Raw genomic sequence first — 24,384 nt, 5'->3', positions numbered from 1 at the left:
AGGTGTCAGTCAGATCCATCCGGCTCGGCATTGGTGTTTGCTTTTTTACCCAACAAGCTGCTGGAAACGAAAAGTAAGGCACCGAGGACAATTGCAATATCAGCCAGGTTGAAGGCCGGCCAATGCCAGTCTCGCCAATAGAAATCAAAGGAATCCACAACATAGCCGCGAAAGACCCGGTCAATCAGGTTGCCCATGGCGCCACCGAGGATAAGACTGTAAGCGATGGCTTCTCCTTTATGACGATTTTCAAGGATCAGCTTGATCAGAAAAATCGAGACCACTACCGCGATTCCGATAAAAAAGTAGCGCTGCCAGCCTCCACCATTCGCAAAAAGACTGAATGCGGCACCGGTATTCCATACGTGTACCCAGTTAAAGAATGAGGTCACTGAAATAGACTCGCCATATGCCATTGATTGTTGCACCAGCCATTTTACGGCCTGATCAGACGCTGCCAGCAGGCCCGATATGGACAATAGGGCATACGGCGAGAGCTTTTTGCCAATAATGAGCATTATTTAACCCTTCAACGCCAAAATGCGTCTAGCACCGTTAAGTACAATGACCCCCACGATGGTGCCGATAATCAGATCCGGATAATTGGACCCGGTCCACGCGACCAGAGCGCCGGCGGTGATGACCCCCAGGTTGATCACCACGTCGTTGGCCGAGAATATCCAGCTTGCCTTCATGTGCGCCCCGCCCTCCCGATGTTTGGATATGAGCAGCAGACAGGCGGTATTGGCAATCAATGAGACGAAGGCGATGGCTATCATCACCAGCCATTCAGGCTCACTACCGAAAACAAAGCGTCGCACCACCTCGACGAGTACGCCGATAGCCAAAATCAGTTGCAGTACCCCTGCCAGATGCGCGGCACGTACCTGCATTTTCGCACTGCGCCCTACGGCATAGAGAGCCAGGCCATAGACGGCTGCATCGGCAAACATATCCAGGGAATCAGCGATCAGGCCGGTAGACTGGGCGATCAGACCGGCAGTCATTCCCACCACGAACATGATCGCATTGATACCGAGCAACACGCGCAGAGTGCCTGACTCCTGCGTAGCAGAGACTGCCGAGCTCTCAGCGGCCTTGATCGTCTCTGGGTCGGCAATGACGGTTTCCTGAAGAGAGGCGCCTAGCCCCAAGGTCGCCAGTTTCGCGGTAATGGGCTCAGCCTCGCCGTCATGCACGACCTTCAACCGGCGGTTCGACAAGTCGAAGGACAGTGCCCGAATCTCCTCAAAGCCGTTCAGGGCTAGGCGAATCATTCGTTCTTCTGATGGACAGTCCATCTTCGGCACGGCATAAACACTGACCCATCTCCCTGGCGCCTCGGAGGAGGCCTGTATATCGGTATCCGCTGCGGACGTTGCATCACCGCCACAGGCGCCACCACAGGATTTGCTCATGATACGACTCCACTTGAACAATGTTGTGGTACCATTTTAAACTATAAAGCTACTATAAGGTCAATAGAGTAAAGAATCCGTTGGGGAGGAGGCTGATGCGCATTGGTCAGTTGGCGCAGTTGGTAGGGGTCGAAACACAGACGATCCGCTTCTATGAACAGCAGGGCTTGTTGCCGCCGCCTGGTCGGCAGGAGAACGGTTACCGTGTCTATACCGAGAAGCATGGTGAGGGGCTGGCCTTCATCCGTCGCTGCAGAATCCTGGGCCTGTCACTGGCTGAGATTCACGAACTACAGAGCTATCAGGACGACCCTCATCAGCCTTGTACCGCCGTCAACGCCTTGCTCGATGATCACATCTCTCATGTGCGGTCGCAGATAACCGCTCTGCAAGCGCTTGAGAAACAACTCGTTTCACTGAGAGCGAGTTGCAACGATGACCGGGAAGTTGAGGCGTGTGGGGTTCTTGCTGGAATTAGCGAAGGAAACATGCACCAGCAGTAGGTGAAGCATCAACCAGATAATCCGATGAGATGCCGGTCTGTCTCACTCTCATGCAAAGGTAAGATCAACCATTTAATCCGCTTACCCGAAATATTGATGTTGGGTGATAATGTTCAATGTTTCTGAAATGCAGTTAACAGCCTTGCAAAGGTGGGGGGCTGGTACTGGTGGCGGAAGAGTTGTTGTTTGGCCCCGATATTTCAAGTCAGCGAGTCAGGGGGATCACGCTCTGTAAGCCATTTTTCTTGCTGGCTGGGCGCAAAAGCCTTAATTAGTAGAGCCTCCAAGCGTACTTTGCTGGCTTCCCGAAGCCTCTGTATGCCAAGCGCGCGAGCCATGGCGAGCAGAGCATCTTGCCCGGAGTGTCCTCTGTGCAGCACAAGCCGCGTTAGTGACCGAAGCTCTGCCTCACAGATCTCTTCGACACCGCGCACGCTGTCTTCATCTGAGGGCTGTCTGAAAGCGAACTCGGAACTTAAATCCACACCATGTGGCCAATAGAACGTGCCAGCAGCCTCGACAGTAGTCCTGAAGAGCCTGCGGGCAATCTGCTCAACCCGCTCCTGAATCCGGCTTCCAGTGCGCTGAAAACCATGTGCCCGGGCAATGCGCCGCGCCAACACTGCATCCAGCACCGGCCCCTCGTGCTGCACTACCCATTCCACCATTGGTTGCAACACAGCGGCGTAGCTTGGTTCGTGAAAAAAGTTGGCAGAAAGTCCAGCGGCTCCTACCGCGTCGCAAGGCTGTGATGCCTGGTAGCGTCGTTCATTTTTAGTATCTGCGGCCCAAAGACCAAGCATTGACGGCGAGGAAACCGGCAGGGCGCAAACCGCTTTTGAGAACCTGAATCCGTGACCTCAATCCCCGCATCACGACATGCCCGCCCAACCGCCGCCCCAAACTGAGATTTCTCGCACTTTTCCCGCCCAGCGGGCCGCGCGAAGACCCATCGGCGCTCACAAACACCCCGCACAAGGCGCTTGCAAGCCCATCTAACCGTGTTTTCGCCCGCTTTCGCCACCACCAGCGCAGCCTTAGCCCCGCAGAACCCCGCGTTTTTCGCAATCCGTGAGTTCGCTGAGCCCGATCTGACCCAGCCAGCAACCTTAAGCTGCCTTCATCTTGCCAAAGGCACGCTCAAACACCGCAAAGCCCGAGTCCGAGCCCGAGATGCCCAATGCCCAGCCCCGCGCATGGCTGATGACGCGCGCGGCCTTGTACATCAGCTCTTGCATCACGGTCTTGATGCGCCGGCGCAGCGCGGTCTTGCGCATCGGGCTGTCGCTCTCGTGCAGCGTGTACTGCCCCACGATGCGCAACAGGTTCATGGCCAGCGCGGCCAGCGCACACACCAGGTGGTTGGTGGCAAACTTGCCCGAGGGCAGTCGGTTCAAGTCCATGTCGGTCTTGAACTCGGCATGAAACTGCTCGTGCGTGGCGTGGTCACGGTACAGGGCGATGACCTGCTCGTGTGCCACCTCCGGCCCCAGCGTGGTGCTCCAGCCTTCCAGCACGTACTCGGGAAAGAGCAAGGGCTGGCCCCGCTTGTCCAGCGTGCGCTCGGTCAGACGATAGACGCGGCGCAGTGCGCGGCTGCTTTCTGCTTGGGTTTCAATGCCAAGCAGCGCTTCGCTCCACAGGCATTCGCGCTTGCCGGCTCGAAGCGGGTTCCAGACGGTGTGGGCATCGGCGCAGCGCTGGGCGGCAATCTGCTCCACCGGCGCGGCGCGCGGATTCCATTTGATCAGCAGATCGACTTGGCGCCCCAGCTTGGCCGCTTGTTCTTGTGTGCGCGCTATCAGGTGCTGCGAGCAAAAGCCCGAGTCGGCGCGCAGCAGCAAGGGCGCTTGGGCCACCGCACAGGCGGTGCTCAGGGCCCGTTCGATGTTGTATTCGCTCTCGCGCGCGCTGTGCTGGCTGCCCGGACGCAGATCAAGCTCCAGACAGTAGCCGCGGGTGCCCAGGTACAGGGCGATGGGGCAGTAGCCATCGACTCCGGCGTAGGTGTAGGACACGCCTTCTTTGGCGCTGTCGCTCTGATCCATGACGAAGGTGTCGATGTCCAGTGGCAGGTGGCCGCTGGGCAGGGCCCCGAAGTCGATCGCTGCGCCATCGATGTGCAAGCCCAGCAGGGCGCGGTTGATCGAGTCGGCCAGTACGCTCCACTCGCAGCCCATGGCATCGAAGCGCTGGCGCAAGGTGGCGCTGGAGGGCACGGCGCGCAGGCCCAAGGCTTGGTGGGCAAAGCGCTGCTTGCGAAAGGCTTCGACGGCTTCGAAGTCGTTCTTGCCCAAGGTGAGCATGGCCACATAGCACTTGAGGATGTCGCTGTTGGCAATTCCGGCACGCACGGGATACTGGGGATCGACCATGGCCGGCAGGTTGATGCGCTTGAACAAGCGCCCCACCAAGGCCAAGCCACCGTGGCTGGACAAGTCGTAGGGCAGCTTTTTGACAACGAACTCGACTGGGTCAGTCATTTGCGGCGCTTGCACCTGCTGGGTGCGCGGTGGGATGTTGGTAGTGCGTTGATTATAATCGAAAAACGTTGGGTTTGTGGGGTTCAGGTCACGGATTCAGGGAGAATGCGTCAACAGCCTTCGGTTGGTGTTCAACGGCTTGCGTGGGCATGAATGCTGCCGTACAAATGGGGGCTGCATCGGCCACCTCGGCCACATCAAGTCTGAGCTTTCCCTCGGCGTCGCTTGGAGCAAGCGCAACCGCGTTTGGCGACACTGCTTCCATTCTGGTTTGGTGAACACGGTCTTCTTTAAGCAATTTCGCTAGGGCTGCATGCACACGTTCTAGCGTACCTCCTGGGTTCACCCACCAGTCGGTAGACCAGATGCGCACGATTTTCCATCCTAAGCCTTGCAGCACCTGTTCGCGCAACTTGTCGCGGTCGCGTGCAGTGGCAGAGCGGTGGTAGGTGGCACCGTCGCATTCAAGCCCCGCCAAATAACGGCCGGCAAAATCCGGATGTACCACGCCCAAGTCCACGCGAAACTTCGAAGCACCGATTTGAGCGTGCACCTGCCAGCCCTTGCGCTCCAGCGATGCTGCCACGCTTGCTTCAAATGGGCTTTCGAAGTCGCCTTGGCTGCCTCGGTGCGCTTCTGCCAGTGCACGCGGCCCGTATTCAGCAAACTCAAGAAAGTGTTTGAGGTCGCGCACGCCGCTTGCTTTGGTGCGAGACAAATCCATTTGATCGCCACGCAGGCTAGAGTACACACGCAGTTCGTGTCGGGCGCGCGTTACCGCCACATTCAGGCGCCGTTCGCCGCCGTCGCGATTTAGCGGGCCGAAATTCATCGACACGGCACCGGTCATGTCTGGCCCGTAGGTGATAGAGAAGTACATAATGTCGCGCTCGTCACCTTGCACACTCTCTAGATTCTTCACGAACACCGGCTCGAGCTCCGTTTCGGAAAAATAGGGCTCTAGGCTTGGGTCTTTGCGGCGCTCAGCATCAAGCATGTTTTCTATCAGAGTTTGCTGCTCAGAGTTAAACGTAACTACGCCTATGGTCAGGCCAGATTCTCGGAAACCCAGGCTCTTGAGGCGGCTAACCAGATCGGCCACCAAGGCTTTAGCTTCTGGTTGGTTAATGCGGGCACCGCCTTTTTCATAGATCCCCTTCACAGGGTTAAAGCTGACGGCTTGGTCGTCGGTAACAGGCGACGGAAATGTGACTAGTCCACCTCCGTAATATCGGTTATTGCTGAAGGCAATTAAGCTTTCGTGGCGCGAGCGGTAGTGCCAAGTCAAGTTGCACATGGGCAGGCTGGCACCTAAGCATTCGTCCAGAATGCTCTCCAAATCGCCTTCCACTACGCCGTCGTCATCATCGGAGCCATCGCTGCGGCCAAAGAAGTTGGTGGGTGGCAGTTGTTTCGGGTCACCCACCATCACCACCTGTTTGCCACGGGCCATGGCGCCGATGGCGTCCCACACCGGGATTTGCGATGCCTCGTCAAATACCACCAAGTCGAAGTTTTTAGCTTCCGCCGAAAGATACTGCGCGATTGAGAGCGGGCTCATGAGCAAGCACGGTGTCAAGCGCAACACCACCGACGGTATCTCTTGTAACAGTTGGCGCAGTGGCTTGTGTTTCTTTTTCTTGGTGATCTCGTGGCGCAGGATGCCCCACTGGCTGTTGCGTTGGATGCTGTCGCTGGCCGGCAGGTTGGCGCACAGTTTGGCGCGAATCCAGGCGCGGGTCACTTGGGTAAACTCGTCATCCAAAGCACGGAATTCCTGAATGCGCAACTCGTGCTCAGCACAGACAAAGCGTTTCAGAACATCGTCCTCATCCACCGCTTCTGCGAGCCACCAACGGGCGTAATTGACTTCGAATGCAGTGGGTGCCTGAGCAGGTGTTACATCACCCGTATCGATGGCGTCCACCAATGCCCCGAGACCTGCATTGCGTGCATCATGCTGGGCGTGGCGCCATGCGCACCATGCGTGCAGGCCGTGGTGATGCGCATCCAGTTGCGCAGACGTTTCGGCCAACTCTACAGGCGTATGGTTAGCAAACATGCGGCGGACTGCATCTGGTTGCTCAGCGTTGTGGAAGAATTGTTCGGCTGCACTGCTGAGGTGTGGCAGCGTTGAAGCGACCTTGAGGCAGGCCTGACTGATCGCACCTGATTCACCCAGTTCACAGCGGCGCGTAGCCAGCACCTGATGCACAGCGCGTAGCGCCACAGCGTTGGCGGATGAATCAAAGCCAAGGCTGCCCAGGGCAGTTTTTAGCAAGGCATGGAACTTCAGCGCGCGTTCGATACTTGCGCTATCGGTATCAAGGGCTTTCCAAACGTCAGGGCAGTCGGAGGCCAGAGCTGTCATGTTAAGCAGGCGCGCCTCCACGTTGCCGCGCCTTTGCAACCATTCATGCTGTTGTTGCAGGTCGGAACCGCATCGGCCTTCGGCCACTCCCAGATGTGGTGTTTGCAACAGACCGCGTTGCTGCAAGGTCAACCGTTCGCGTTCAAATGCGAGCGCCAAGCGAAGTGCTTCAGAATCGGTGTTGTGCCCTTGCCAAAGCCCTAGACTGCACTCCGTGAGCGAAGCGTACTCGGTCAAGTGGTTGTCTAGGTCAAGCAAGAATTTTAGACGTTGAACCTCGCGTGTCCAACGCTCGCCACAGCACCCCTCGGATGCAGCATCTAAACCATCGAGCGTAAAGGGTTTGTGCATACGTGCCGCTTGCAGAGCTGTATTGGCTTTCAAGGCGCTGCGGGCGTGATCAACCCGCGTCTTGATGCCAGTCCACAAGCCTTCGGCGGCCGAACCTGGGTTCAGTTGCTGGACATTCTCATGCAGGCTCTTGATTCGCACAAGCGCAGACAGGTCGTCGGCGACACGTGGTTCGCCGGCGCCCTCGATGAAACCCTCTAGCACTTTACGTACTTTGCGCTTGCCTAACCAAGACATGGGCTGGAACGCCTTTTCGGCCTTGACCCAATCGCGATGCAACTGCGACACGTTTATCTGACCCACAGCGGCGCCGTACTTCACGGAAAGGCTCGCGCGCAATTGATTAATTTCCTCGATCAATTGCACACCGTGTTCAATTTCAGTGCTGACGTCAGGTGGCCAAGGTGTTCCGAGTTCCGCATGCATCTTGCGGTACTTGTCCAGAAGGTCGAGTGCATGATGCATACGGGTTTGCAGATCTGCAGTCCAAGGGGGGCTCATCTGCGAAGATATTTCCCGGTGCTGGCCAAGCAGTTCGTTGCCGGTTTTTAAGGCGGCGCAGATGTGCTCAGCGTCCGGCAGTGCGCAGAAACTCCAATCTTGATCCGCTGCCTGCGGCAAGGCTTGGGCGAGCACACCAAGTGCCGACCGTGCTTGAAGATGCAGCGCAGGCCATTCCATGCCGAGCAAATGCCCGAGGGTTTGCGCTGCAGCTTGGAAATCAAGGCATATGGTCTGCAGCGTCTGTGCAGACCGGACCATTTTCTGCTGCCACTTGGCGGACCAGTCTGTGACATAAACCGGTACCAAAGCGCCCGTCAATAATTGATCTGGGTTAACCGCAGCTGCATTGGCTTGCAACCTACCAGCCAGAACGCGCAGTTCAACCAGTGCCGCTTCGTCGTGCGCACGGGGAGAGGCCCAGCTAAATCGCAGATCAGGCAGCGCATCGCCACCGACGACACAGCCGATGGCTTTGAAGATCGTCCAGCCGTTGTTGTGCCGGTGGTGCAGTCGCGCAACATAGGTTGACAGTTGCTCGCGCACTTGGCCTAATTGGCTGGCTTTGGCTTCCCAAGTGGCAACGTCCACTTCACCTTGGGACTCCCACGATTTCTGCAACTGGCCCAATACGTCGAGCTTGCGGCTCTTGTTTGAATGCAATTCGAGACAGAACTCCCCGAGCCCCACATCGCGCAGGCGGCGATATACAACATCCAGTGCAGCGATTTTTTCGGCCACAAAAAGTACGCGCTTGTTTTCAGCCAGACACTGCGCGATCAGGTTGGCAATGGTCTGGCTCTTGCCGGTGCCTGGTGGTCCGATCAACACAAAATCTTTGCCTCTGGCCGCCGCCATGACTGCGGACAGTTGCGACGAATCTGCAGGGAGTGGGCTGAACACCTGCTGCGGCGTGTAGTCGGCGTCTAGCCTGCTAGTCTCGGGAAAAGGCGTGCTGGAAGGGTAGGGTTCGCGCGGCGTATCGAGCAAGTGCGCTACCACCGGAGACTGTCGTAAGTCGGCGGTGCGATCCGATAAGTCTTTCCACATCAAATACTTGGCAAAGGAGAACATGGATAAGACCACGTCTTCGCTGACTTCCCAACCGTTGATGTCTTTGATGGCGCTGCGCACGCGATTCCAGATGCTTACAATGTCCAGACCGGATTCGTCTCGTGGCAGGGCGCCAGCTACAATGCCCAACTCCAGTTGGAAGTCCTGCCGCAGCATCTCGACCAGCGTCGGATTGAGCAGCGCATCATCTTCATGATCTTGCAAACTAAATCCCGATCGTGCACTTTTGCGGTTCAGGGTGATGGGGAGCAGGATCAAGGGCGCTTTGACCTGTGATTCTGGCTTGTCGGAACGGGTCCAGACCAGGAAGCCGAGCGCGATGAAGAGCGTGTTGGAACCACCTTCCTGCATCGCGTTGCGTGCACCCCGATACAGCTCAACTAGGCGTTCTTCCAGTTCTCTATTTTCGAGCTTGATAAAGACTTCGCGGCGTTTCAGGGCGTCAAGTGCATGCGCCTTGGGCAGGTCTTCAAGGCTTCTTGCCTCGTGCAGCTGCTGGCTTCGAGGGTCTGAGCCCTGCATCAGTAGTGGGCTGGGCAGGAGCTTGATGGCTTGCCCTTGGGCAAGGGTGTCTTCCAAGGCCGGTGCTGGCACCTCAAGCAGCAATGCTTTTTTGCCCTGCTTGAAGTTTAGCAGTGTGTTTCTGAGCGAAAGATCGAGCAGTTTGCGTTGCCACCGAGCCAGTCTGTCGTTGGGATCCAATTCAGACAACGACGTATCGGTGATCGCTTCGTCGGGCAGGTCTGGGGCATCTTCAACGCCGATCGCTGTCTCTGGTTCAACCTCAACAGGCATGGCATCTGCGACGGCTTGCGCTTGCGCGAGCGGCTTGATGCGCGACCTACGCGCGCGTTTCACGTCGATGACCAGTTGAAACTTATTTTCTTTCTTTTCCTGTTCCTCTTCAGACAATTGCCGGTTGGCGTGTGCGATGGCCCGGCTAAAGCCCACAGCTTGGCCCTGTGCCGCGAGAGTCGATTCAAAAACCAGCATTTCCTGTAGCTTCAACCGATTCCTCACTGCTGTGATGTCATCGACTACAGAAGTGGAAAACTCCTCATCGCGGAGCCACACACCGACAAATGCGTGCCCACGGGTGCACACCAGCAAGGGGTTGAGGTGCGCCTGCTCTAGGCATGCAGCGAATAGCAACGCAAGATCTAGGCATGTGGCCAAGCCGCCATCGATCACCTGTGTAGGGCTTCGAATCTTCTGTCCAATGTGTTCGAAATTGGCGGGAGGAAGTGCGTAGTTGAGCTTGCGCTGAAGCACAGCGGCCCAAATACCAGACGCCAACTCCCATGCCCGCTTCAGGCCATGTGTGTAGCCGTCGATAGAGCCAGACTTGCCACCTGCCTGCAATGCCAGCGCCGCACCTTTGAGCAAACGGTCGATGGCGGGGTCGTTTGGCTGAACGAACGCCGCCAGCATTTCTGGCAGATAGTCAATGCCACCCCATTGATTGCGAGGCAGCAGTTCTACCGCGCAGTCTAGGTGCGCGATGACTTCATTTCCTTGCTGGCGGCTGCGCAGATCCAAATGCAGCGAAGCCAGTTCGGCTTCTGTCAAGCGCGAAAAGAGGGCACCATCCAGCTGCACGTCGAGATCACTCAGGTGATAGCTCTCGCCTGCAGCCACCAACTCCACGTTCCAGGCGCGAGGCTTTACAAACGGTGGCTCGGAAACGAGGTGAACGCTCAACTCGCTGATCGGTGTAGAGGTCCCATTGACAATGACCAGTTCGTGTAAAACCGGTACCGCGTTCTGGAAATCTGCAAGGTTCAGCTTCTTGGCCGCACTGATCTGCAACCGCACTGTGGGCGGCGTTGCCTCAGAAACGGCAGAAACGTCGGAATTTACTGGCGCACCAGATTCAGGTGTATGGTCTGGCTCTCTTGACATACAGGTTCTCCTAGTCAAGCCATGCTTGGCGACTTAAGATGTTTCTGAATAACTGACCACGCAGGTCATAGCGTACCTTTAAGCTTGTCCGCTGCCCAGCACTCGCCCAACTTGAGCGTGACGCGCTTCGTGGTTCAGTATGCCATCCATCGCAAGGTCTGGTGGGTTGTTGTTATGGTTCAGATGATACCTGCTAGAAGGCAGTCAGATGGGTGGTTTTTCTAGTAGATCGTTAAAAACGCTCTAAAAACCCATCTTCAAGCTAACAGCTCTCGTGCCGTGGAAGGTGGGGGTGCTCAGTCGGGTAATGCTCTTGTGCAAAAACAGTAATCAGCTTTGTTCAAAGTTTGGCTGGTGTGCTGTGTGCCCTGTGCTGGGGCAGCGCTGGGGGCGCCGCCAGTAAGCTGCTCGCAGCTACCGCCCCCCCACCCCCCCCACCCCCAACAACTGCTGCAGGCGCGGGCTGGTGGTGGTGTATTGCAGCAGTTGGCGTTGGCCGGGGCGCAGTTGGGCGGCGGCGGCGAAGGCGGCGAGGGTGGCTTCGTGGAAGGCACAGACGATGAGTTTGCGTTTGCCGGGGTAGTGGTTGATGTCGCCCACGGCGTACAGGCCGGGTTCGGCGGTGGCCATGGTGGCGCTGTCCACTGGCAAAAGCTTGCGCTGCAGCGCCAGGCCCCAGTCGGCCAGCGGCCCGAGTTTGGGGCTCAGGCCCAAGCGCGGCAGCAGCAGGTCGCAGGGCAGGGTGGCTTGGCCGCCGCCGGGGGTGTCCAGCAGCAGGGCTTGCAGCGCCGCCCCTGCCGGATCTGCGTCCGCACCGCAAACGAGGCCCACCGGCTGGCCGAGCACGAGCTGCAGCGTCTGCGCGGCCAGCGCTCGGTCTAGGGCGGCTTGGAGTGGGGGCTCGATCTGCAAGCGCTCGCTGCGGTGCAACAGGGTGATGCGGCTGTGGGTCGCATGCTGTGCTGACTCCTGCGCCAACTCCAGCGCCAGTTCCACCGCAGCCGCGTCGCCCCCGTGCACCACGATGTGCTTGGCGGTGGCCAGTGCGGCCTCGGGGGGCAGGTCGTGGTAGCAGACTTGCGCTGGCGTGCGGTGCTCGAAGGGTTCGAGCTCGGGCAGGGTTTCTTTGCGTGGCACAAAGGCGCCGACGCCGGCGGCGATGAACACCGTCGGCGCCAGCCACGCCTGAATGTTGTTTGGCCCGTTGTTCTGCCCATTGCTGCGCACCAGCCAGCGCCCGTCGGGCTGGCGCTGCACGCTGCTCACGAGCTGGCCCAGGTGCAGCGGCGGGTTGAAGGGGCGCAGCTGCTGCAGCAGGCGCTCGGCGAGCTCACGGCCGCTACACACCGGCAGGCCGGGCAGGTCGTAGATCGGTTTGTCGGGGTAGAGCGCGGCGCACTGGCCGCCGGGTTCGGGCAGCACATCGACCAGGTGGCAGGCGACCTCTTGCAGCCCGAGCTGAAAGGCCAAAAATAGCCCAGCCGGCCCGGCCCCGATGATCAGAGCCTCGGTTTCGATGGGCGGTGGCGTGGCGGCCAAGGGGAGTTGTCAGCGTTTGAGCAGAGGCAGCTTGCCGGTCATGTCTTTGTGGTCATCGGCGTCGGGCAGCGGTGACTTGCGCTTGGTGATGCTTTTCCAGCCTGGCAGGCGCGCCAGTTCGGCATTGAGGGCGATCATATGCTGCTGGTCGTTGGGCACGTCTTCCTCGGGGTAGATGGCGCTCACCGGGCACTCGGGGATGCAGACGGCGCAGTCGATGCACTCGTCGGGGTCGATGGTGAGGAAGTTGGGGCCTTCGCGGAAGCAATCCACGGGGCAGACATCGACGCAGTCGGTGTATTTGCAGGCAATGCAGGCTTCGGTAACTACGTGGGTCATGGCTCGGTGACTCGGTGGCTCGGGGCGCGGGCTAAAGGACGGGGAAGGGCGAAAGTTCGGATTTTAGGGCTTCGGGGTTCGCCTGTTAGGGGGGTGGTCAATCCAGTAGCACGGCGGCGGCGGTGCGGTGGCTGGCGCTGTCCACCAAAATCAAGGCCCCGAGCGCGCGCGACTGGGCGTAGGCATGCGCCGGCAGCGGCGCTTGCAGTTGCAACTCGACACGGCCGATGCCGTTGGCCTCGAGCCGATCGGCGCTTTGTTGCTCCAGCGTGTGGATGTCGAGTCGGTGCAGCACCCGCGTGACCTTGGCCTTGACCCAGCGGTGCTGGTGCAGCGCCCAGTACAGGCGCCCGGGTTGCAGGGGTTCGTCATCGAGCCAGGCCAGGGTGGCGCTTAGACTGTGGCGCGCTGGGTAGGGGCTGGCTGGGGCTTCGGCTGTAGCGCTGGTGGCGTCAGCGCCGGGGCTGGCGGTGACGGGGCTGGCGGTGACGGGGCTGGCCAGCAACCAGTCGCCGCGCGAGACGTCGAGTTCGCGCTCGAGCAGCACGCCGGCGCTGTGCCCGGCCGCCACGGCTTGGGGCTGGCGGCAGCGGTTCAGCACCTGCACCACGCGCGCGCGCTGGCCGCTGGGGAATACTTGCACCTCGTCGCCGGCTTGAACGCGCCCGGCCGCAACCCGGCCCCATAAGACGCGCCGCCCGTGCGCCGGGGCCGCCCCAGCCGCAGGCAGCTCGACCGCATCCACATCGGTGGCGCCGGGTTTTTCCACCCATTGCACCGGGAACGCCAGTGCGGCCTCGGGCGCGGGGGCGGTGTTGGGCAGTTGCTCGAGCACCTCGAGCAGCGTCGGGCCGTGGTAGCCGCACCAGCCGTCGTGGCCGTGGCCGCGATCGACCACGCTCCAGCCCTTGAGCGCGGAGATCGGCAGCACGGCCTGCGCCGCCAGCCCGGCTTGCTCGGCAAAGCGCAGCAAAGCAGCGCGGATGTGGGCAAAGGCCAGCGCGGCATCGGCCACGGCGTCGAGCTTGTTGACGGCAAACACCAAGCTGGGCACGCGCAGCAGGTGGCACAACAGGGCGTGGCGGCGCGTTTGCGCAAGCAGCACCAAGTCGGGGCGCTGCCAGTCGAGTTTGGTGGCATCGACCAGCAGCACAGCGGCGTCGGCGCTGGAGGCGGCGGTGACCATGTTGCGCGTGTATTGCTCGTGCCCGGGGGCGTCGCCGATGATGAACTTGCGCCGCTCGCTGCTGAAGTAGCGGTAGGCGACGTCGATGGTGATGCCTTGCTCGCGCTCGGCCATCAGGCCGTCGGTCAGGCGCGCGAGGTCGAGCTGTGCGCCCGCATCGGCCTCATCGTGCGCGTGGCTGGGGCTGCTGTGCGCGATGCCGGCCAAGTGGTCTTGCAGCACCGCTTTGCTGTCGAGCAGCAGGCGGCCGATGAGCGTGCTCTTGCCGTCGTCAACCGAGCCGCAGGTGATGAAGCGCAACGCGTCCATATTAAAAATACCCTTCGAGTTTGCGTTTTTCCATCGAGGCTTCGCTGGTCTGGTCGTCCATGCGCGTGGCGCCGCGTTCGCTCAACTGGGCGTTGAGGGTTTCGGCGACGATCTGCCCGGCCGTGCTGGCGCTGCTGGCCACCGGGCAGGTGCAGGTGATGTCGCCCACGGTGCGAAAGCGCACGCTCAAATGTTCGACGGTCTCGCCGGGCTTGGGCGGGGTGAGCTCGGTCACCGGCACCAGCAGGCCGCGCCGTTGCACCACCGGGCGCAGGTGCGCGTAGTACAGGCTGGGCAGGGCGATGCGCTCGCGCTCGATGTATTGCCAGACGTCGATCTCGGTCCAGTTGCTGATCGGGAACACGCGGAAGTGCTCGCCCGGTTGCAGCCGGGTGTTGTAGAGCTGCCAAAGCTCAGGGCGCTGCGCCTTGGGCTGCCACTGGCCAAAGGCGTCGCGGTGGCTGAAGAGGCGCTCTTTGGCGCGCGCTTTTTCTTCGTCGCGCCGGGCGCCGCCGATTAGGGCGTCGAAGCGAAATTCGTCGATCGCTTCCAGCAGCGTGACCGACTGGTGCGCGTTGCGGCTCTGGCCCGGGTGCGCCAAGCGCACGCTGCCGCGCGCCATCGAATCTTCAACCCGGCGCACGATCAGCTCGGCCCCCAGTTCGCGCGCGCGCTGGTCTCGGAAGGCCAGCACCTCGGGGAAGTTGTGGCCGGTGTCGATCATCAGCAGCGGGTAGGGCAGGCGGCCGCGGCCAAAGGCTTTTTCGGCGCAGCGCAGCAGCACCAGCGAGTCTTTGCCGCCCGAGAACAGCAGTGCCGGGCGCTCAAACACGGCGGCGACTTCGCGCAGGATGAAGATGGTTTCTTCCTCGAGCGCGTCGAGCTGGCTGTTGTCGAGCTGGGGCGCGGCGCTGGGGCCAGGCTGGGGAAGGGGGATGCGTGCGTTCATGGGTGGCTCCTTTGGTGCAGGCCGCATTCTTTGGCGCTGTCTTGTTCCCACCACCAGCGCCCGGCGCGCAAATCTTCGCCCACGCTCACGGCGCGGGTGCAGGGCGCGCAGCCGATGCTGGGGTAGAAGCGGTCGTGCAGCGGGTTGTAGTCCAGCCCGTGCAGGGCGATGTGGTGCCAGACCTCGCCCCAGCTCCAGTCGGCCAGCGGGTTGATCTGGATCAGCCCCGCGCTGGGCCGGTCGGCGCGTGCGGGGTCGAGGTCGCTGCGGTCGATCGCGGGCACCTCGGCGCGCTGGGCCGATTGTTCGCGCCGCAAACCGGTGATCCAAGCGCGCTGGCCGTGCAGCGCCCGGCGCAGCGGCTCGACTTTGCGGATGGCGCAGCAGGCTTGGCGCAGGGCCACGCTGCGGCGCATGGCATCCGGGCCCTCGCGCGCCACGAAGGCTTCGGCCACGCCGGGCTGCGGTTTATAGACGCGCACCGGTTGTGCATCCGGCTGTGCCGCCCGCGCCTCGGTGCGCGCCAGCAGCGCCAGCGTCTCGGGGTGCAGGGCACCGGTGTCGAGCACAAACAGCGGGATCGGTAGACTCAGGGTGTCGATCAGGTGCCGGATGACCACGTCTTCGGCCCCAAGGCTGGAGGCCTGCACCAGCGGCTGGTGCTCGCTGGCCGCTTGTTGCAGCAGGGCGCGGCTGCGCGCCAGCTTGGCCTGGTAATCGGCGCTCGGCTGGGCCTGCTGCAGGGCAGCGCGGGCAAAGTGCGGCTGCACCTGCTGGGCGTTCATCATGCGGGGGCTCCGGTGGTGGTGGCGGTGGTTGCAGCGTAGGCGGTGACGGCAGCGCGGGCAAAGTGCGGCCGCGGTTGCAGCGCGTCGCCCTGGTAAAAGCTGCCAAACTGTTGCAGCAGGCGCTGCCCGTGCGCCGGGTCTTGGTCGGCGCGCAGCAGGGCTTCGTCGAAGCCGCAGCGCTGCAATTGCAGCAACTGGTCGATCAGCACCTCGCCGGTGGCGCGCAGCAGGCCGCAGTAGCCGCAGCGCCGGCGCAGCAGCACCGCCTGGCTGTAGGCGCGGCCGTCGGTGAATTTGGGGAACTGTAGGTCGATGCGCTGCACGGCGCTTAGGTCGAGCGTTTGCGCAAGGTGCGCGGCCCACAGCTCGAAATCGGGGGCCAGCGTGAGCACGCTGCCGGCGGGGCTGGGCGCGGCCGCGGCGGCCTCGGTTGGCGTGAGGAGTTTCATGGGCAATAGATTGAAGTCGGGGGTGCTGAGTGCGCCTAATCCGCTCAAAGCGCCACGGCGGTGCGGCGCAAAGCGGGGCTGTCCGGGTTCGGGTGGGCGGCTTGGGCGTGTGCGGCCGCGTGCTCCTGCCACCGCGCAGTGGCCACGCGCACCGCGTTGGCGGCGGCCTTGAAGGGCTCGTGCCCTAGGCGCTGCAGGGTGTGCACGAAGCGCTCGCCCGGTGCGCGCAGCTCTTGGTAGGCCTCCAGAATGGCCTCGATCGCGTCGCAGACCTCGCTGGAGGTGAAAGACGGCCCCAGCACCTTGCCGGGCGTGGGCGCGCCGCTGAGCGTGCTGCCATCCGATCCGCCCAGGCTGATCTGGTACCACTCCTGGCCGTCTTTATCCACACCCAAGATGCCGATGTGGCCGCTGTGGTGGTGGCCGCAGGAGTTGATGCAGCCGCTCAGGTGCAGGTCGATGGGCCCAAGGTCGTGCAGCTCGTCGAGGTCTTGGTAGCGCTGCAGCAGGGCCTCGGCGATGGTCAGCGAGCGCGCGTTGGCCAGGTCGCAGAAGTCGCCGCCGGGGCAGGCGATGAGGTCGGTGAGCAGCCCGATATGGGGCTGCGCCAGCCCCAGGCGCCGCGCCGCACGCCAGAGCTCGGTCAGCTCGTCGCAGCGCACCCAGGGCAGCAGCAGGTTTTGCTGGTGCGTGACGCGCACCTCGCCGGCGCTGAAGCGTTCGGCCAGCTCGGCCACGGCCTCGAGCTGGCTGGCGCTGGCATCGCCCGGGGCTTGGCCCAGGCGCTTGAAGGCGAGTGTGACGGCGCGCAGCTCGGGGTTTTGGTGCGCGTGCACGTTGCGCTGCAGCCAGCGCTCGAATTCGAGGTCGTCTTCGGTGCTCAGGCGCAGCAGGCGCGCCATGCGCTCGTCGGTGCAGGGGCGGCTGCTTGGGCGCGCAGGGGGGGCAAAACCGGCGCTGACGCGCTGCAGCTCAGCCGCGCTGATGGTGTGCGGGGCGCCGTCTTGCGCCACGATGCGGTCGTACTCGGCCTGGACTTCGTCAAAAAAGCGCTGGCCTTGGGCGCGCACCAAAATTTTGATGCGCGATTTGTACATATTATCGCGCCGGCCCCAAGCGTTGTAGATGCGCACCAGCGCTTCCATGTAGTTGAGCAGCTGGTCCCAGGGCAAAAAGTCGCAGATCGTGCTGGCGATCACCGGTGTGCGCCCCATGCCGCCGCCCACCAACACCTTGAAGCCCAGCTCGCCGGCCGCGTTGCGCCATAGTTGCAGCCCGACGTCGTGCCAGTGCAGCGCGGCCCGGTCTTCGCGCGCGCCGACGATGGCCACCTTGAACTTGCGCGGCAGAAAAGCGAACTCGGGGTGCAGCGTGCTCCACTGGCGCAAAATTTCGGCGAAGGGGCGCGGATCGGCCACTTCGTCGGGGGCAATGCCGGCCAGCGCGTCGGTGCTGATGTTGCGGATGCAGTTGCCGCTGGTCTGGATGCCGTGCATGTCCACGCTGGCCAGCAGCTCCATGACCTCGGGTGCGTGCTCGAGCGCGATCCAGTTGAACTGCACGTTTTGGCGCGTGGTGAAGTGGCCGTAGCCGGTGGGCAGGCGGCTGGCGATGGCGCGGCCGTCGCGCAGCTGCACCGCACCGAGCCGGTTTTGCGCCGCCACCGCGCCTTGGAACACGGCAGCGCCGGGTTGGTCATAGACGCGTGCGATCTGCGCCAGCGCCCGCACCTGCGTGCTGGACAGCTCGCCGTAGGGCACGGCGACGCGCAGCATGGGGGCGTGGCGCTGGATGTACCAGCCGTTTTGCAGCCGCAGCGGCCTAAAGGCTTCGTCGGACAAGGCGCCGTCGCGGTGGCGCTGCCACTGGTCGCGGAACTGGGCCGCACGCTGGCGGATGAACTGGCGGTCAAAATCGGTGTGGGCGTACATGCGGGTGGCTAAAAGCGGTAGAGTCGAGGTGGTCCCGAAAGAGCCCGACTGTAGGACTCTGCTTAATATTTGCAAACTACTGTTTATTTATTGAAGCATAGCAAAAAAGAATAAAGCTGGACTTGCTTCCCTACCCTCTGTGCTTGGCGCCATAAAAGTTGGTCACGGCGCAGTCATTTTTTTGCCTTAACTTAACAACCATGAACACCACAGACCGCAAAGAAAACGCCGCCCTACAACCTGCCAGCACCTTGGAGCGCCGCAAAAGCCGCTCGGTCTCGCCCGCCAGCCGCAGCGCCTACGACATCGACAGCCACATGATGGCGCAGATGGCGCGTTGGTCTTCGGGCATTTCGCCCATCTCGCTCACGCTCTCTTGGACCGACTGGGCGCTGCACTTGGCCTCTTCGCCGGGTTCGCAGGCGCGGTTGGCGCGCCGTGCGCTCGAGTCGGGCATGCGCTGGTCGCAGGACGCGGTGCAGGCGCTGATGCCACACTTGAACGCCGCCACCCCAGCGGCGACGCCAGAGACCCCAGCGGCGACGACGCCCGAGGCCCAAGCGGCGGCCACACCCGACAGCCTGAGCGAACAGATCGAAGAAGACAGCCGCTACGCCGCTCCCGAGTGGCAAAGCTGGCCTTGGCGGCCCTTGGCCAGCGCCAACAAACTGGGCGAGCAGTGGTGGCTCGATGCCTGCAACCTGCGCGGGATGCAGGATCACTCGCGCCACCAGATGCGTTTTTACGGCAGCCAATTGTTTGATCTGCTCTCGCCCAGCAACTTTTTGCCCACCAACCCGCAGGCGCTCCAGGCAGCGTGGCAGAGCCGTGGCCAGACCTTGTTGCAGGGCGTCAACCTTGCGCTCGACGACCTGCGCCGCAGCCAAGGCATGCAGCCCCGTCATGCATCCCAGGTGGATCTGGCGCCGGGCCAGGGCTTGGCCATGACCGACGGCGAGGTGGTGCTGCGCAACGGCCTGATCGAGCTGATCCAGTACCGCCCCAGCACGACCGAGGTGCAGGCCGAGCCGGTGCTGATCATCCCCTCGTGCATCATGAAGTACTACATCTTGGACCTGTCGCCGCACAACTCGATGGTGCGCTGGCTGGTGGGCCAAGGGCACACGGTGTACATCGCTTCGTGGCGCAACCCGGATGCCAGCGATGCCTTGCTTGGCATGGACGACTACGTGAGCGAGGGCGTGCTGGCGGCGCTCGACCACGTGCATGGGCAGTGCCAAGCACCAGTGCATCTGGTGGGTTATTGTCTGGGGGGAACCTTTGCCGCCATGGCTGCAGGCGCGCTCGGTGGCGGTGACGCGGTGCTGTCGAGCCAAAACCCCGAATCGGCCGCATCACCGCTGGCTTCGCTGAGCTTGTTGGCGGCCGAAGTCGATTTCACCGACCCGGGCGAGATGGGCGTGCTGATCGACGAAGCCCAAGTGCGCCTGCTCGAAGACATGATGGCCAGCAAAGGCTTCCTGACCGGTCAGCAGATGGCGGCTTCGTTTCAGTTTCTGCATGCGCGCGACTTGGTCTGGTCCAGCAAAACCCGGCGCTGGCTGCTGGGCCAAGAAGATCTGCCCAACGACCTCATGGTCTGGAACGCCGACGTGACGCGCTTGCCGGCCCTGATGCACAGCCAGTACCTGCGCTCCTGTTACTTGAACAACGACCTCGCCGAGGGCCACTACCTCTACTTGGGGCGACCGATTTCGCTGCGCGACATCCGGGTGCCGGTGTTTGCCGTGGGCACCCTCAAAGACCACGTGGCGCCGTGGCGCTCGGTCTATAAGATTCACCGCCTGGTGTCGGCCGAGGTCACTTTTGCCCTGACCAGCGGTGGGCACAACGCGGGCATCGTTTCGGAGCCGGGGCGGCCGCGACGCCATTACCAGTTGCTGAGCAGCCCCTTGCACCAGACCTGGCGCACCCCGGATGAGTGGCTAGAGCAAGCCCCGCGCCACGAAGGCAGCTGGTGGCCGGCTTGGGATGAATGGTTTAAGGCGCAAGGTAGCGGCCAACGCGTCCCGGCGCGCGCCCCGGTGCACGACCCGGCGCTGGGCAGTGCGCCCGGGCAGTACGTGCAGGTGCGTTACGGCGATTGATGCGTTGCAGGGGCCGCGCCGCGCTCTGGCTGGCCGCCGCGCACGAAGCGTTGCGCCAGCAGCGCCTGCGCTAGGCGTGCGGGCAGCGGCCACGGTTCGCCGTGCAGCTGCGCGGCCAGCACCTCGCCGGCCAGTACCGACAGCGTCAGGCCGCGCGCGCCCAGACCCGTGAGCACATGCAGGCCAGGCCAGCGTGTGCCATCCAGCGCCCCCACGGCGGGCAGCCGGTCGGGCAGGGTGCAGCGCACCGCCGCCCAGCCTTGGGCAGTTGCAAAAGCGCTTGGCATCTGCGCGCCCAAGCGCGGCAGCAGGCGCTGCAGGCGCGCTTGATTGGCGGCGTGGTCGGCCGCGGTCACGGCTGCGGTGGTGTTGCCGCGATCAAAGGTCGAGCCCACGATCCACATTGGCGCGTCGTTGGGGCCGCTCATGCCCTGCAAAAAGCTGCCGTAACCATGCACCGGCCACGGGGGCAGGGCAGCGCGTGCGGCAGCCGGCAGGTCGCTGAGCAGCCCCCAGCTGACTTGTCCGCGCAAGGCTTGCAGGGGCAGGGTGCAACCAGTGGCCTCGGGGCCGGTATGCAAGTGTTCCAGCAGCGCCCGCACCGCAAAACCCGCCGCCAGCACCACATGCGGGGCCTGCGCCAGCGTGTGCCCGCGGGCGTCGAGCAGCGCCCAGCCTGTGCTAGTGCGCTGCAGGCGAGCCACGGCCGCGCCGCCGCGCCACACAATGCGCTCGTGCGCCAGCTGCGCGCGCACCAGTTGCGCCGGGCGCAGCCAAGCCGCACTCGGGTGCCAGAGCGCACTGGCCGGTGCATCGAGGTCGGCCAGCCCAGCGGCTTCGATTTGTCCCGGGCTGGCCTCCAAGCTCCAGTCGTCGCCGCAGCGCGGAGTTTCAGGTGTGGCCGGCGGCAGGGCGCGTTTGTGCTTCACCCGGTGCTCGAGTGCGCCGCTGGGGGCCCAGTCTTGCCCTTGGGGCAACAGCGCCGCCACGCGCTGCAAGGTGGCGCGCAGCCCGGCGCGGCTGATGCGCGACAGAAGCGCATCGTCTGGCGACACGTGGGGGGCGATCAGGCCTGCGGGCAGGCCCGAGGCGCCAGCAGCGGGGGCACTGGCGGCGTCGAGCACCTCGACACGCCAGCCGCGCTGCGCTAGGCTGTAGGCGGCGGCCGAGCCGGCCAAGCCGGCACCCAGCACCAGCGCGTGGCCGGCGCCCTCAACCGAGGCGGCGTGGGTTTGCAAGGGGCAGGCTACCAAACCGCAGCGGCCGGTGGCGGCAGCCGCCGGCAGCGGTGCGCATCATGGGCCGCTTGGCGGCACGTAGCCGGCGGCTTGGTCGGCCCCAGCACCAAAAAAATGCTGCTCCATCTGCCGCGCCAGGTATTGGCGCGCCCGCAGGTCGGCCAAGTTGAGGCGGTTTTCGTTCACCAGCATGGTTTGGTGCCGGATCCAGTCGGCCCAAGCCTGTTTGCTGACCTGCTCGTAAATGCGTTTGCCCAGCTCGCCCGGGTAGGGTGGGAAGTCGAGGCCTTCGGAATCGGTGCCGAGTTTGATGCAGTGAACCGTGCGTGCCATGGGATTGTTCGTGAGTTAGAGTGAAGCCAAGCCCGACTTTACCAAGCTTTGCGCCCGTGGCAAGCCCGCTGCCTGCATGAGCGCACAGCGGGCATGGGTGGCGCCAAGCACGCAGTCCAAACCAGCAGGCTGCACCAGCCGGAGCATGGGGATTTACAATCGGGCTTTTAGATCATGGATGGGGAAGCGCTGCGGGTTTTGCGTGCATACCCCATTCAACTGTGAGCACCATCATGAGCCAAAACGCCCCTGCGTTCGAGATCCACGTCCACGGCGACGTTCCCCTGCGCGAGGAGGTGGACTACCCACAGATTCAGGACGCGCTCAAGCCGCTGTGGAAGTACGTGGGCGCGCGCTCGCTGGTCGATGCCGCAGCCAGCCAGTACGAAGAAGAGCCCGGCATCCGCTTCGAGGCCAAAGAGCGCTTGTTGCAGATTTGCTGGACGGTCGAGGGCGACGAGGATTTTCGCCTCGCCATCGACGAAGCCTGCATGGGCCTGAATGAAATCGCCGCTGCCGGGGCCGCGCTTGAGGTCTCGTTCTACGACATTGAGTTCGACGAAGAAGAAGCGCCGGAAGACGAAGAGGCGCGCGACGACTTCGTGCTCTGCTTTGTGGGCCCCACACCGGCGGCCATCATGCAGGTGCAGCGCGACTTGCTGGTGCAAGACGTGGTCAACCTGATGGAGCGCCACTTCGACGCGTCCGAGCTCAGTGACGTGGTGGCCTCGATCGACCGCCTGTTTGGCAGCCGCTTCGACTCGCTGGTGAGCTCGATGCAGCTGGGCCGCCCGCCGCGCGGTTCGGGCCCAGCCGGCGGGCATGGCGGGCCGCGCAAGCCGCGCCATTTGCACTAACCCCCCCGGGGGGTGCTTGAGCTGCCGACGCGCACGGCCTTTGCGCGGGCTCTGGCGCGCCCTAAGGCCGACGCCAGAGCCCGCGCTGGGGCTTAACCCGCTGCCAGCGCAATGCCCTTGAACTCGCCACTGGCGATGCGCTGGCGCCATTCGGCTGGGCCGCTTTCGTGCACGTTGTCGCCACTGCTGTCCACCGCCACCGTCACCGGCATGTCCTGCACCTCAAACTCGTAGATCGCTTCCATCCCAAGGTCGGCAAAACCCACCACCTTGGCCGATTTGATCGCCTTGGCCACCAGGTAGGCGGCGCCGCCCACGGCCATCAGGTAGGCGCTGCGGTTGTCTTTGATCGCCTGCACCGCCACCGGGCCGCGCTCCGATTTTCCGATCATGGCGATCAGGCCGGTCTGCTCCAGCATCGTGCGCGTGAACGGGTCCATGCGCGAGGCGGTGGTCGGGCCGGCCGGGCCCACCACTTCATCGCGCACCGGGTCCACCGGCCCCACGTAGTAGATCACGCGGTTGCGGAAATCCACCGGCAGCGGCTCGCCCTTGGCCAGCAGGTCGGCAATGCGCTTGTGCGCGGCGTCGCGCCCGGTGAGCATCTTGCCGTTGAGCAGCAGCTTGTCGCCCGCCTTCCAGCTCGCGACCTCGGCCGGGCTCAGGGTGTCGAGCTGCACCCGCTTGGCCGTCTGCACATCTGGCGTCCAAGTCACCGCCGGCCAATCGGCCAGACGCGGTGGCTCGAGTCGGGCCGGGCCGCTGCCGTCGAGGTAAAAATGCACGTGCCGGGTGGCGGCGCAGTTGGGGATCAGGGCCACCGGCAGCGAGGCGGCGTGGGTCGGGTAATCAAGGATTTTCACGTCCAGCACCGTGGTCAGCCCGCCCAGCCCTTGGGCGCCGATGCCCAGCGCGTTGACCTTCTCGTACAGCTCCAGCCGCAGCGCCTCCAAGCGCGTCAGCGCCGCTCCGGCGCGCTGGCGCTCGAACAGCAGGTCGATGTCCACCGGGGCCATGAGCGACTCTTTGGCCAGCAGCATGGCTTTTTCGGGCGTGCCGCCTAGCCCCAAGCCCAAAATCCCCGGCGGGCACCAGCCGGAACCCATGCCGGGCACGGTTTTGAGCACCCAGTCCACGATCGAGTCGGAGGGGTTGAGCATGGCGAACCTGGACTTGTTCTCGGAGCCGCCGCCCTTGGCGGCACAGGTCACCTCCACCTGGTCGCCGGGCACGATTTCGTAGTGCACCACCGCCGGCGTGTTGTCGCGCGTGTTTTTGCGCGCCCCGGCCGGGTCGGCCAGCACCGAGGCGCGCAGCGGGTTGTCCGGGTTCAGGTAAGCGCGGCGCACGCCTTCGTTGATCATCTCGTGCAGGCTCAGGGTGGCGTCGCTCCAGCGCACGTTCATGCCCACCTTGATGAACACCACGGCGATGCCGGTGTCTTGGCAGATCGGGCGGTGCCCCTCGGCGCTCAGGCGCGAGTTGCTCAGGATCTGGGCGATGGCGTCTTTGGCCGCCGCCCCTTGCTCGCGCTCCCAAGCCCGGCCCAGCGCTTGGATGTAGTCGAGCGGGTGGTAGAAACTGATGTACTGAAAGGCGTCGGCGATCGAGTCGATCAGGTCTTGCTGGCGGATGGTGGTCATGGTGTAGTTACTGGTTAAAAATTTTGGGCTAAGAGCCCGAGTGTAAATAATTCGGGTATATGCGTGTCGGCGGCTTTCTGGTGATGATGTAGGATGTAAGAGCCTCGTCAGA

The 24,384-nt window shown here is 63.0% G+C and carries 18 protein-coding genes; 3 read left to right on the top strand and 15 right to left on the bottom strand.

Annotated features, from left to right (window positions below; translation table 11 throughout):
- Window positions 1-5: 5 nt before the first annotated feature.
- Both lspA and SMCB_RS05360 read right to left on the bottom strand, forming a co-directional pair.
- The gene (gene lspA, locus SMCB_RS05365) at window positions 6-518 is read right to left on the bottom strand and encodes a signal peptidase II (RefSeq protein ID WP_016915550.1); all 513 of its coding nucleotides are present in this window, start codon (window positions 516-518) and stop codon (window positions 6-8) included.
- Window positions 519-521: 3 nt separating this feature from the next.
- Entirely contained in the window at window positions 522-1,418 is an 897-nt protein-coding gene (locus tag SMCB_RS05360; protein ID WP_045533006.1) for a cation efflux transmembrane domain-containing protein, read from the bottom strand.
- A gap of 95 nt (window positions 1,419-1,513) precedes the next feature.
- On the opposite strand from SMCB_RS05360, the gene cadR reads away from it, so the two are divergent.
- The gene (cadR, locus tag SMCB_RS05355) at window positions 1,514-1,921 is read left to right on the top strand and encodes a Cd(II)/Pb(II)-responsive transcriptional regulator (protein ID WP_045537694.1); all 408 of its coding nucleotides are present in this window, start codon (window positions 1,514-1,516) and stop codon (window positions 1,919-1,921) included.
- Between the two features lie 200 nt (window positions 1,922-2,121).
- On the opposite strand, the gene SMCB_RS13295 is transcribed toward cadR, so the two are convergent.
- From SMCB_RS13295 to SMCB_RS05305, 10 genes are all read right to left on the bottom strand, one after another.
- Window positions 2,122-2,589, bottom strand: coding sequence for a DUF3320 domain-containing protein (locus SMCB_RS13295; RefSeq protein ID WP_045535629.1), 468 nt, complete (start codon window positions 2,587-2,589; stop codon window positions 2,122-2,124).
- Between the two features lie 441 nt (window positions 2,590-3,030).
- Entirely contained in the window at window positions 3,031-4,404 is a 1,374-nt protein-coding gene (locus SMCB_RS05345) for an IS1380 family transposase (RefSeq protein WP_045537692.1), read from the bottom strand.
- Window positions 4,405-4,492: 88 nt separating this feature from the next.
- Window positions 4,493-10,603, bottom strand: coding sequence for a DUF4011 domain-containing protein (locus SMCB_RS05340; protein ID WP_045535626.1), 6,111 nt, complete (start codon window positions 10,601-10,603; stop codon window positions 4,493-4,495).
- 414 nt (window positions 10,604-11,017) lie between these two features.
- On the bottom strand, window positions 11,018-12,142 hold the full coding sequence (locus tag SMCB_RS05335) for an NAD(P)/FAD-dependent oxidoreductase (RefSeq protein WP_045535624.1): 1,125 nt from the start codon (window positions 12,140-12,142) through the stop codon (window positions 11,018-11,020).
- A gap of 9 nt (window positions 12,143-12,151) precedes the next feature.
- On the bottom strand, window positions 12,152-12,481 hold the full coding sequence (gene fdxA, locus SMCB_RS05330) for a ferredoxin FdxA (protein WP_045535622.1): 330 nt from the start codon (window positions 12,479-12,481) through the stop codon (window positions 12,152-12,154).
- A 97-nt stretch (window positions 12,482-12,578) separates the two neighbouring features.
- On the bottom strand, window positions 12,579-13,976 hold the full coding sequence (locus SMCB_RS05325; protein WP_082027253.1) for a sulfate adenylyltransferase subunit 1: 1,398 nt from the start codon (window positions 13,974-13,976) through the stop codon (window positions 12,579-12,581).
- A 1-nt stretch (window position 13,977) separates the two neighbouring features.
- A complete protein-coding gene (gene cysD / locus SMCB_RS05320; RefSeq protein WP_045535619.1) occupies window positions 13,978-14,925 on the bottom strand; it encodes a sulfate adenylyltransferase subunit CysD in 948 nt (315 codons plus the stop codon).
- Entirely contained in the window at window positions 14,922-15,713 is a 792-nt protein-coding gene (locus SMCB_RS05315; protein ID WP_144400284.1) for a phosphoadenylyl-sulfate reductase, read from the bottom strand. The genes cysD and SMCB_RS05315 overlap by 4 nt, the downstream gene beginning before the upstream one ends.
- Window positions 15,710-16,162 carry a DUF934 domain-containing protein gene (locus tag SMCB_RS05310; RefSeq protein ID WP_052468431.1) on the bottom strand — a complete coding sequence of 151 codons (453 nt, stop codon included), beginning with the start codon at window positions 16,160-16,162 and terminating at the stop codon, window positions 15,710-15,712. The genes SMCB_RS05315 and SMCB_RS05310 overlap by 4 nt, the downstream gene beginning before the upstream one ends.
- 44 nt (window positions 16,163-16,206) lie before the next feature.
- Window positions 16,207-18,093 carry a nitrite/sulfite reductase gene (locus tag SMCB_RS05305; protein ID WP_045535617.1) on the bottom strand — a complete coding sequence of 629 codons (1,887 nt, stop codon included), beginning with the start codon at window positions 18,091-18,093 and terminating at the stop codon, window positions 16,207-16,209.
- A 200-nt stretch (window positions 18,094-18,293) separates the two neighbouring features.
- Between SMCB_RS05305 and SMCB_RS05300 the strand changes: the two genes are divergently transcribed.
- The gene (locus tag SMCB_RS05300) at window positions 18,294-20,201 is read left to right on the top strand and encodes a PHA/PHB synthase family protein (RefSeq protein WP_082027252.1); all 1,908 of its coding nucleotides are present in this window, start codon (window positions 18,294-18,296) and stop codon (window positions 20,199-20,201) included.
- On the opposite strand, the gene mnmC1 is transcribed toward SMCB_RS05300, so the two are convergent.
- Window positions 20,189-21,439, bottom strand: coding sequence for an FAD-dependent 5-carboxymethylaminomethyl-2-thiouridine(34) oxidoreductase MnmC1 (gene mnmC1, locus SMCB_RS05295; RefSeq protein WP_045535616.1), 1,251 nt, complete (start codon window positions 21,437-21,439; stop codon window positions 20,189-20,191). The two genes, SMCB_RS05300 and mnmC1, sit on opposite strands and share 13 nt — an antisense overlap.
- 57 nt (window positions 21,440-21,496) lie before the next feature.
- A complete protein-coding gene (locus SMCB_RS05290; protein ID WP_045535615.1) occupies window positions 21,497-21,772 on the bottom strand; it encodes an oxidative damage protection protein in 276 nt (91 codons plus the stop codon).
- A gap of 230 nt (window positions 21,773-22,002) precedes the next feature.
- Between SMCB_RS05290 and SMCB_RS05285 the strand changes: the two genes are divergently transcribed.
- Window positions 22,003-22,629: a DUF6806 family protein gene (locus tag SMCB_RS05285; protein WP_171820318.1), complete on the top strand. Its 627-nt coding sequence runs from the start codon at window positions 22,003-22,005 to the stop codon at window positions 22,627-22,629.
- 92 nt (window positions 22,630-22,721) lie between these two features.
- Here SMCB_RS05285 and SMCB_RS05280 read toward each other — a convergent pair whose 3' ends face one another.
- On the bottom strand, window positions 22,722-24,272 hold the full coding sequence (locus SMCB_RS05280) for a fumarate hydratase (protein WP_045535614.1): 1,551 nt from the start codon (window positions 24,270-24,272) through the stop codon (window positions 22,722-22,724).
- Window positions 24,273-24,384: the final 112 nt, after the last annotated feature.

This window comes from Serpentinimonas maccroryi (assembly GCF_000828915.1).
GTDB classification, from domain to species: Bacteria; Pseudomonadota; Gammaproteobacteria; order Burkholderiales; family Burkholderiaceae_C; genus Serpentinimonas; species Serpentinimonas maccroryi.
Note: the sequence above shows the minus strand (reverse complement) of the source record. Positions and strands in the feature narration are given on the sequence as shown.

Bases quoted from the DNA above. Each gene is read 5' to 3' on its own strand.
- lspA (WP_016915550.1), bottom strand. From the start codon at position 518: ATGCTCATTATTGGCAAAAAGCTCTCGCCGTATGCCCTATTGTCCATA.
- SMCB_RS05360 (WP_045533006.1), bottom strand. From the start codon at position 1,418: ATGAGCAAATCCTGTGGTGGCGCCTGTGGCGGTGATGCAACGTCCGCA.
- cadR (WP_045537694.1), top strand. From the start codon at position 1,514: ATGCGCATTGGTCAGTTGGCGCAGTTGGTAGGGGTCGAAACACAGACG.
- SMCB_RS13295 (WP_045535629.1), bottom strand. From the start codon at position 2,589: ATGGTGGAATGGGTAGTGCAGCACGAGGGGCCGGTGCTGGATGCAGTG.
- SMCB_RS05345 (WP_045537692.1), bottom strand. From the start codon at position 4,404: ATGACTGACCCAGTCGAGTTCGTTGTCAAAAAGCTGCCCTACGACTTG.
- SMCB_RS05340 (WP_045535626.1), bottom strand. From the start codon at position 10,603: ATGTCAAGAGAGCCAGACCATACACCTGAATCTGGTGCGCCAGTAAAT.
- fdxA (WP_045535622.1), bottom strand. From the start codon at position 12,481: ATGACCCACGTAGTTACCGAAGCCTGCATTGCCTGCAAATACACCGAC.
- SMCB_RS05325 (WP_082027253.1), bottom strand. From the start codon at position 13,976: ATGGACGCGTTGCGCTTCATCACCTGCGGCTCGGTTGACGACGGCAAG.
- cysD (WP_045535619.1), bottom strand. From the start codon at position 14,925: ATGAACGCACGCATCCCCCTTCCCCAGCCTGGCCCCAGCGCCGCGCCC.
- SMCB_RS05315 (WP_144400284.1), bottom strand. From the start codon at position 15,713: ATGATGAACGCCCAGCAGGTGCAGCCGCACTTTGCCCGCGCTGCCCTG.
- SMCB_RS05310 (WP_052468431.1), bottom strand. From the start codon at position 16,162: ATGAAACTCCTCACGCCAACCGAGGCCGCCGCGGCCGCGCCCAGCCCC.
- SMCB_RS05305 (WP_045535617.1), bottom strand. From the start codon at position 18,093: ATGTACGCCCACACCGATTTTGACCGCCAGTTCATCCGCCAGCGTGCG.
- SMCB_RS05300 (WP_082027252.1), top strand. From the start codon at position 18,294: ATGAACACCACAGACCGCAAAGAAAACGCCGCCCTACAACCTGCCAGC.
- SMCB_RS05290 (WP_045535615.1), bottom strand. From the start codon at position 21,772: ATGGCACGCACGGTTCACTGCATCAAACTCGGCACCGATTCCGAAGGC.
- SMCB_RS05280 (WP_045535614.1), bottom strand. From the start codon at position 24,272: ATGACCACCATCCGCCAGCAAGACCTGATCGACTCGATCGCCGACGCC.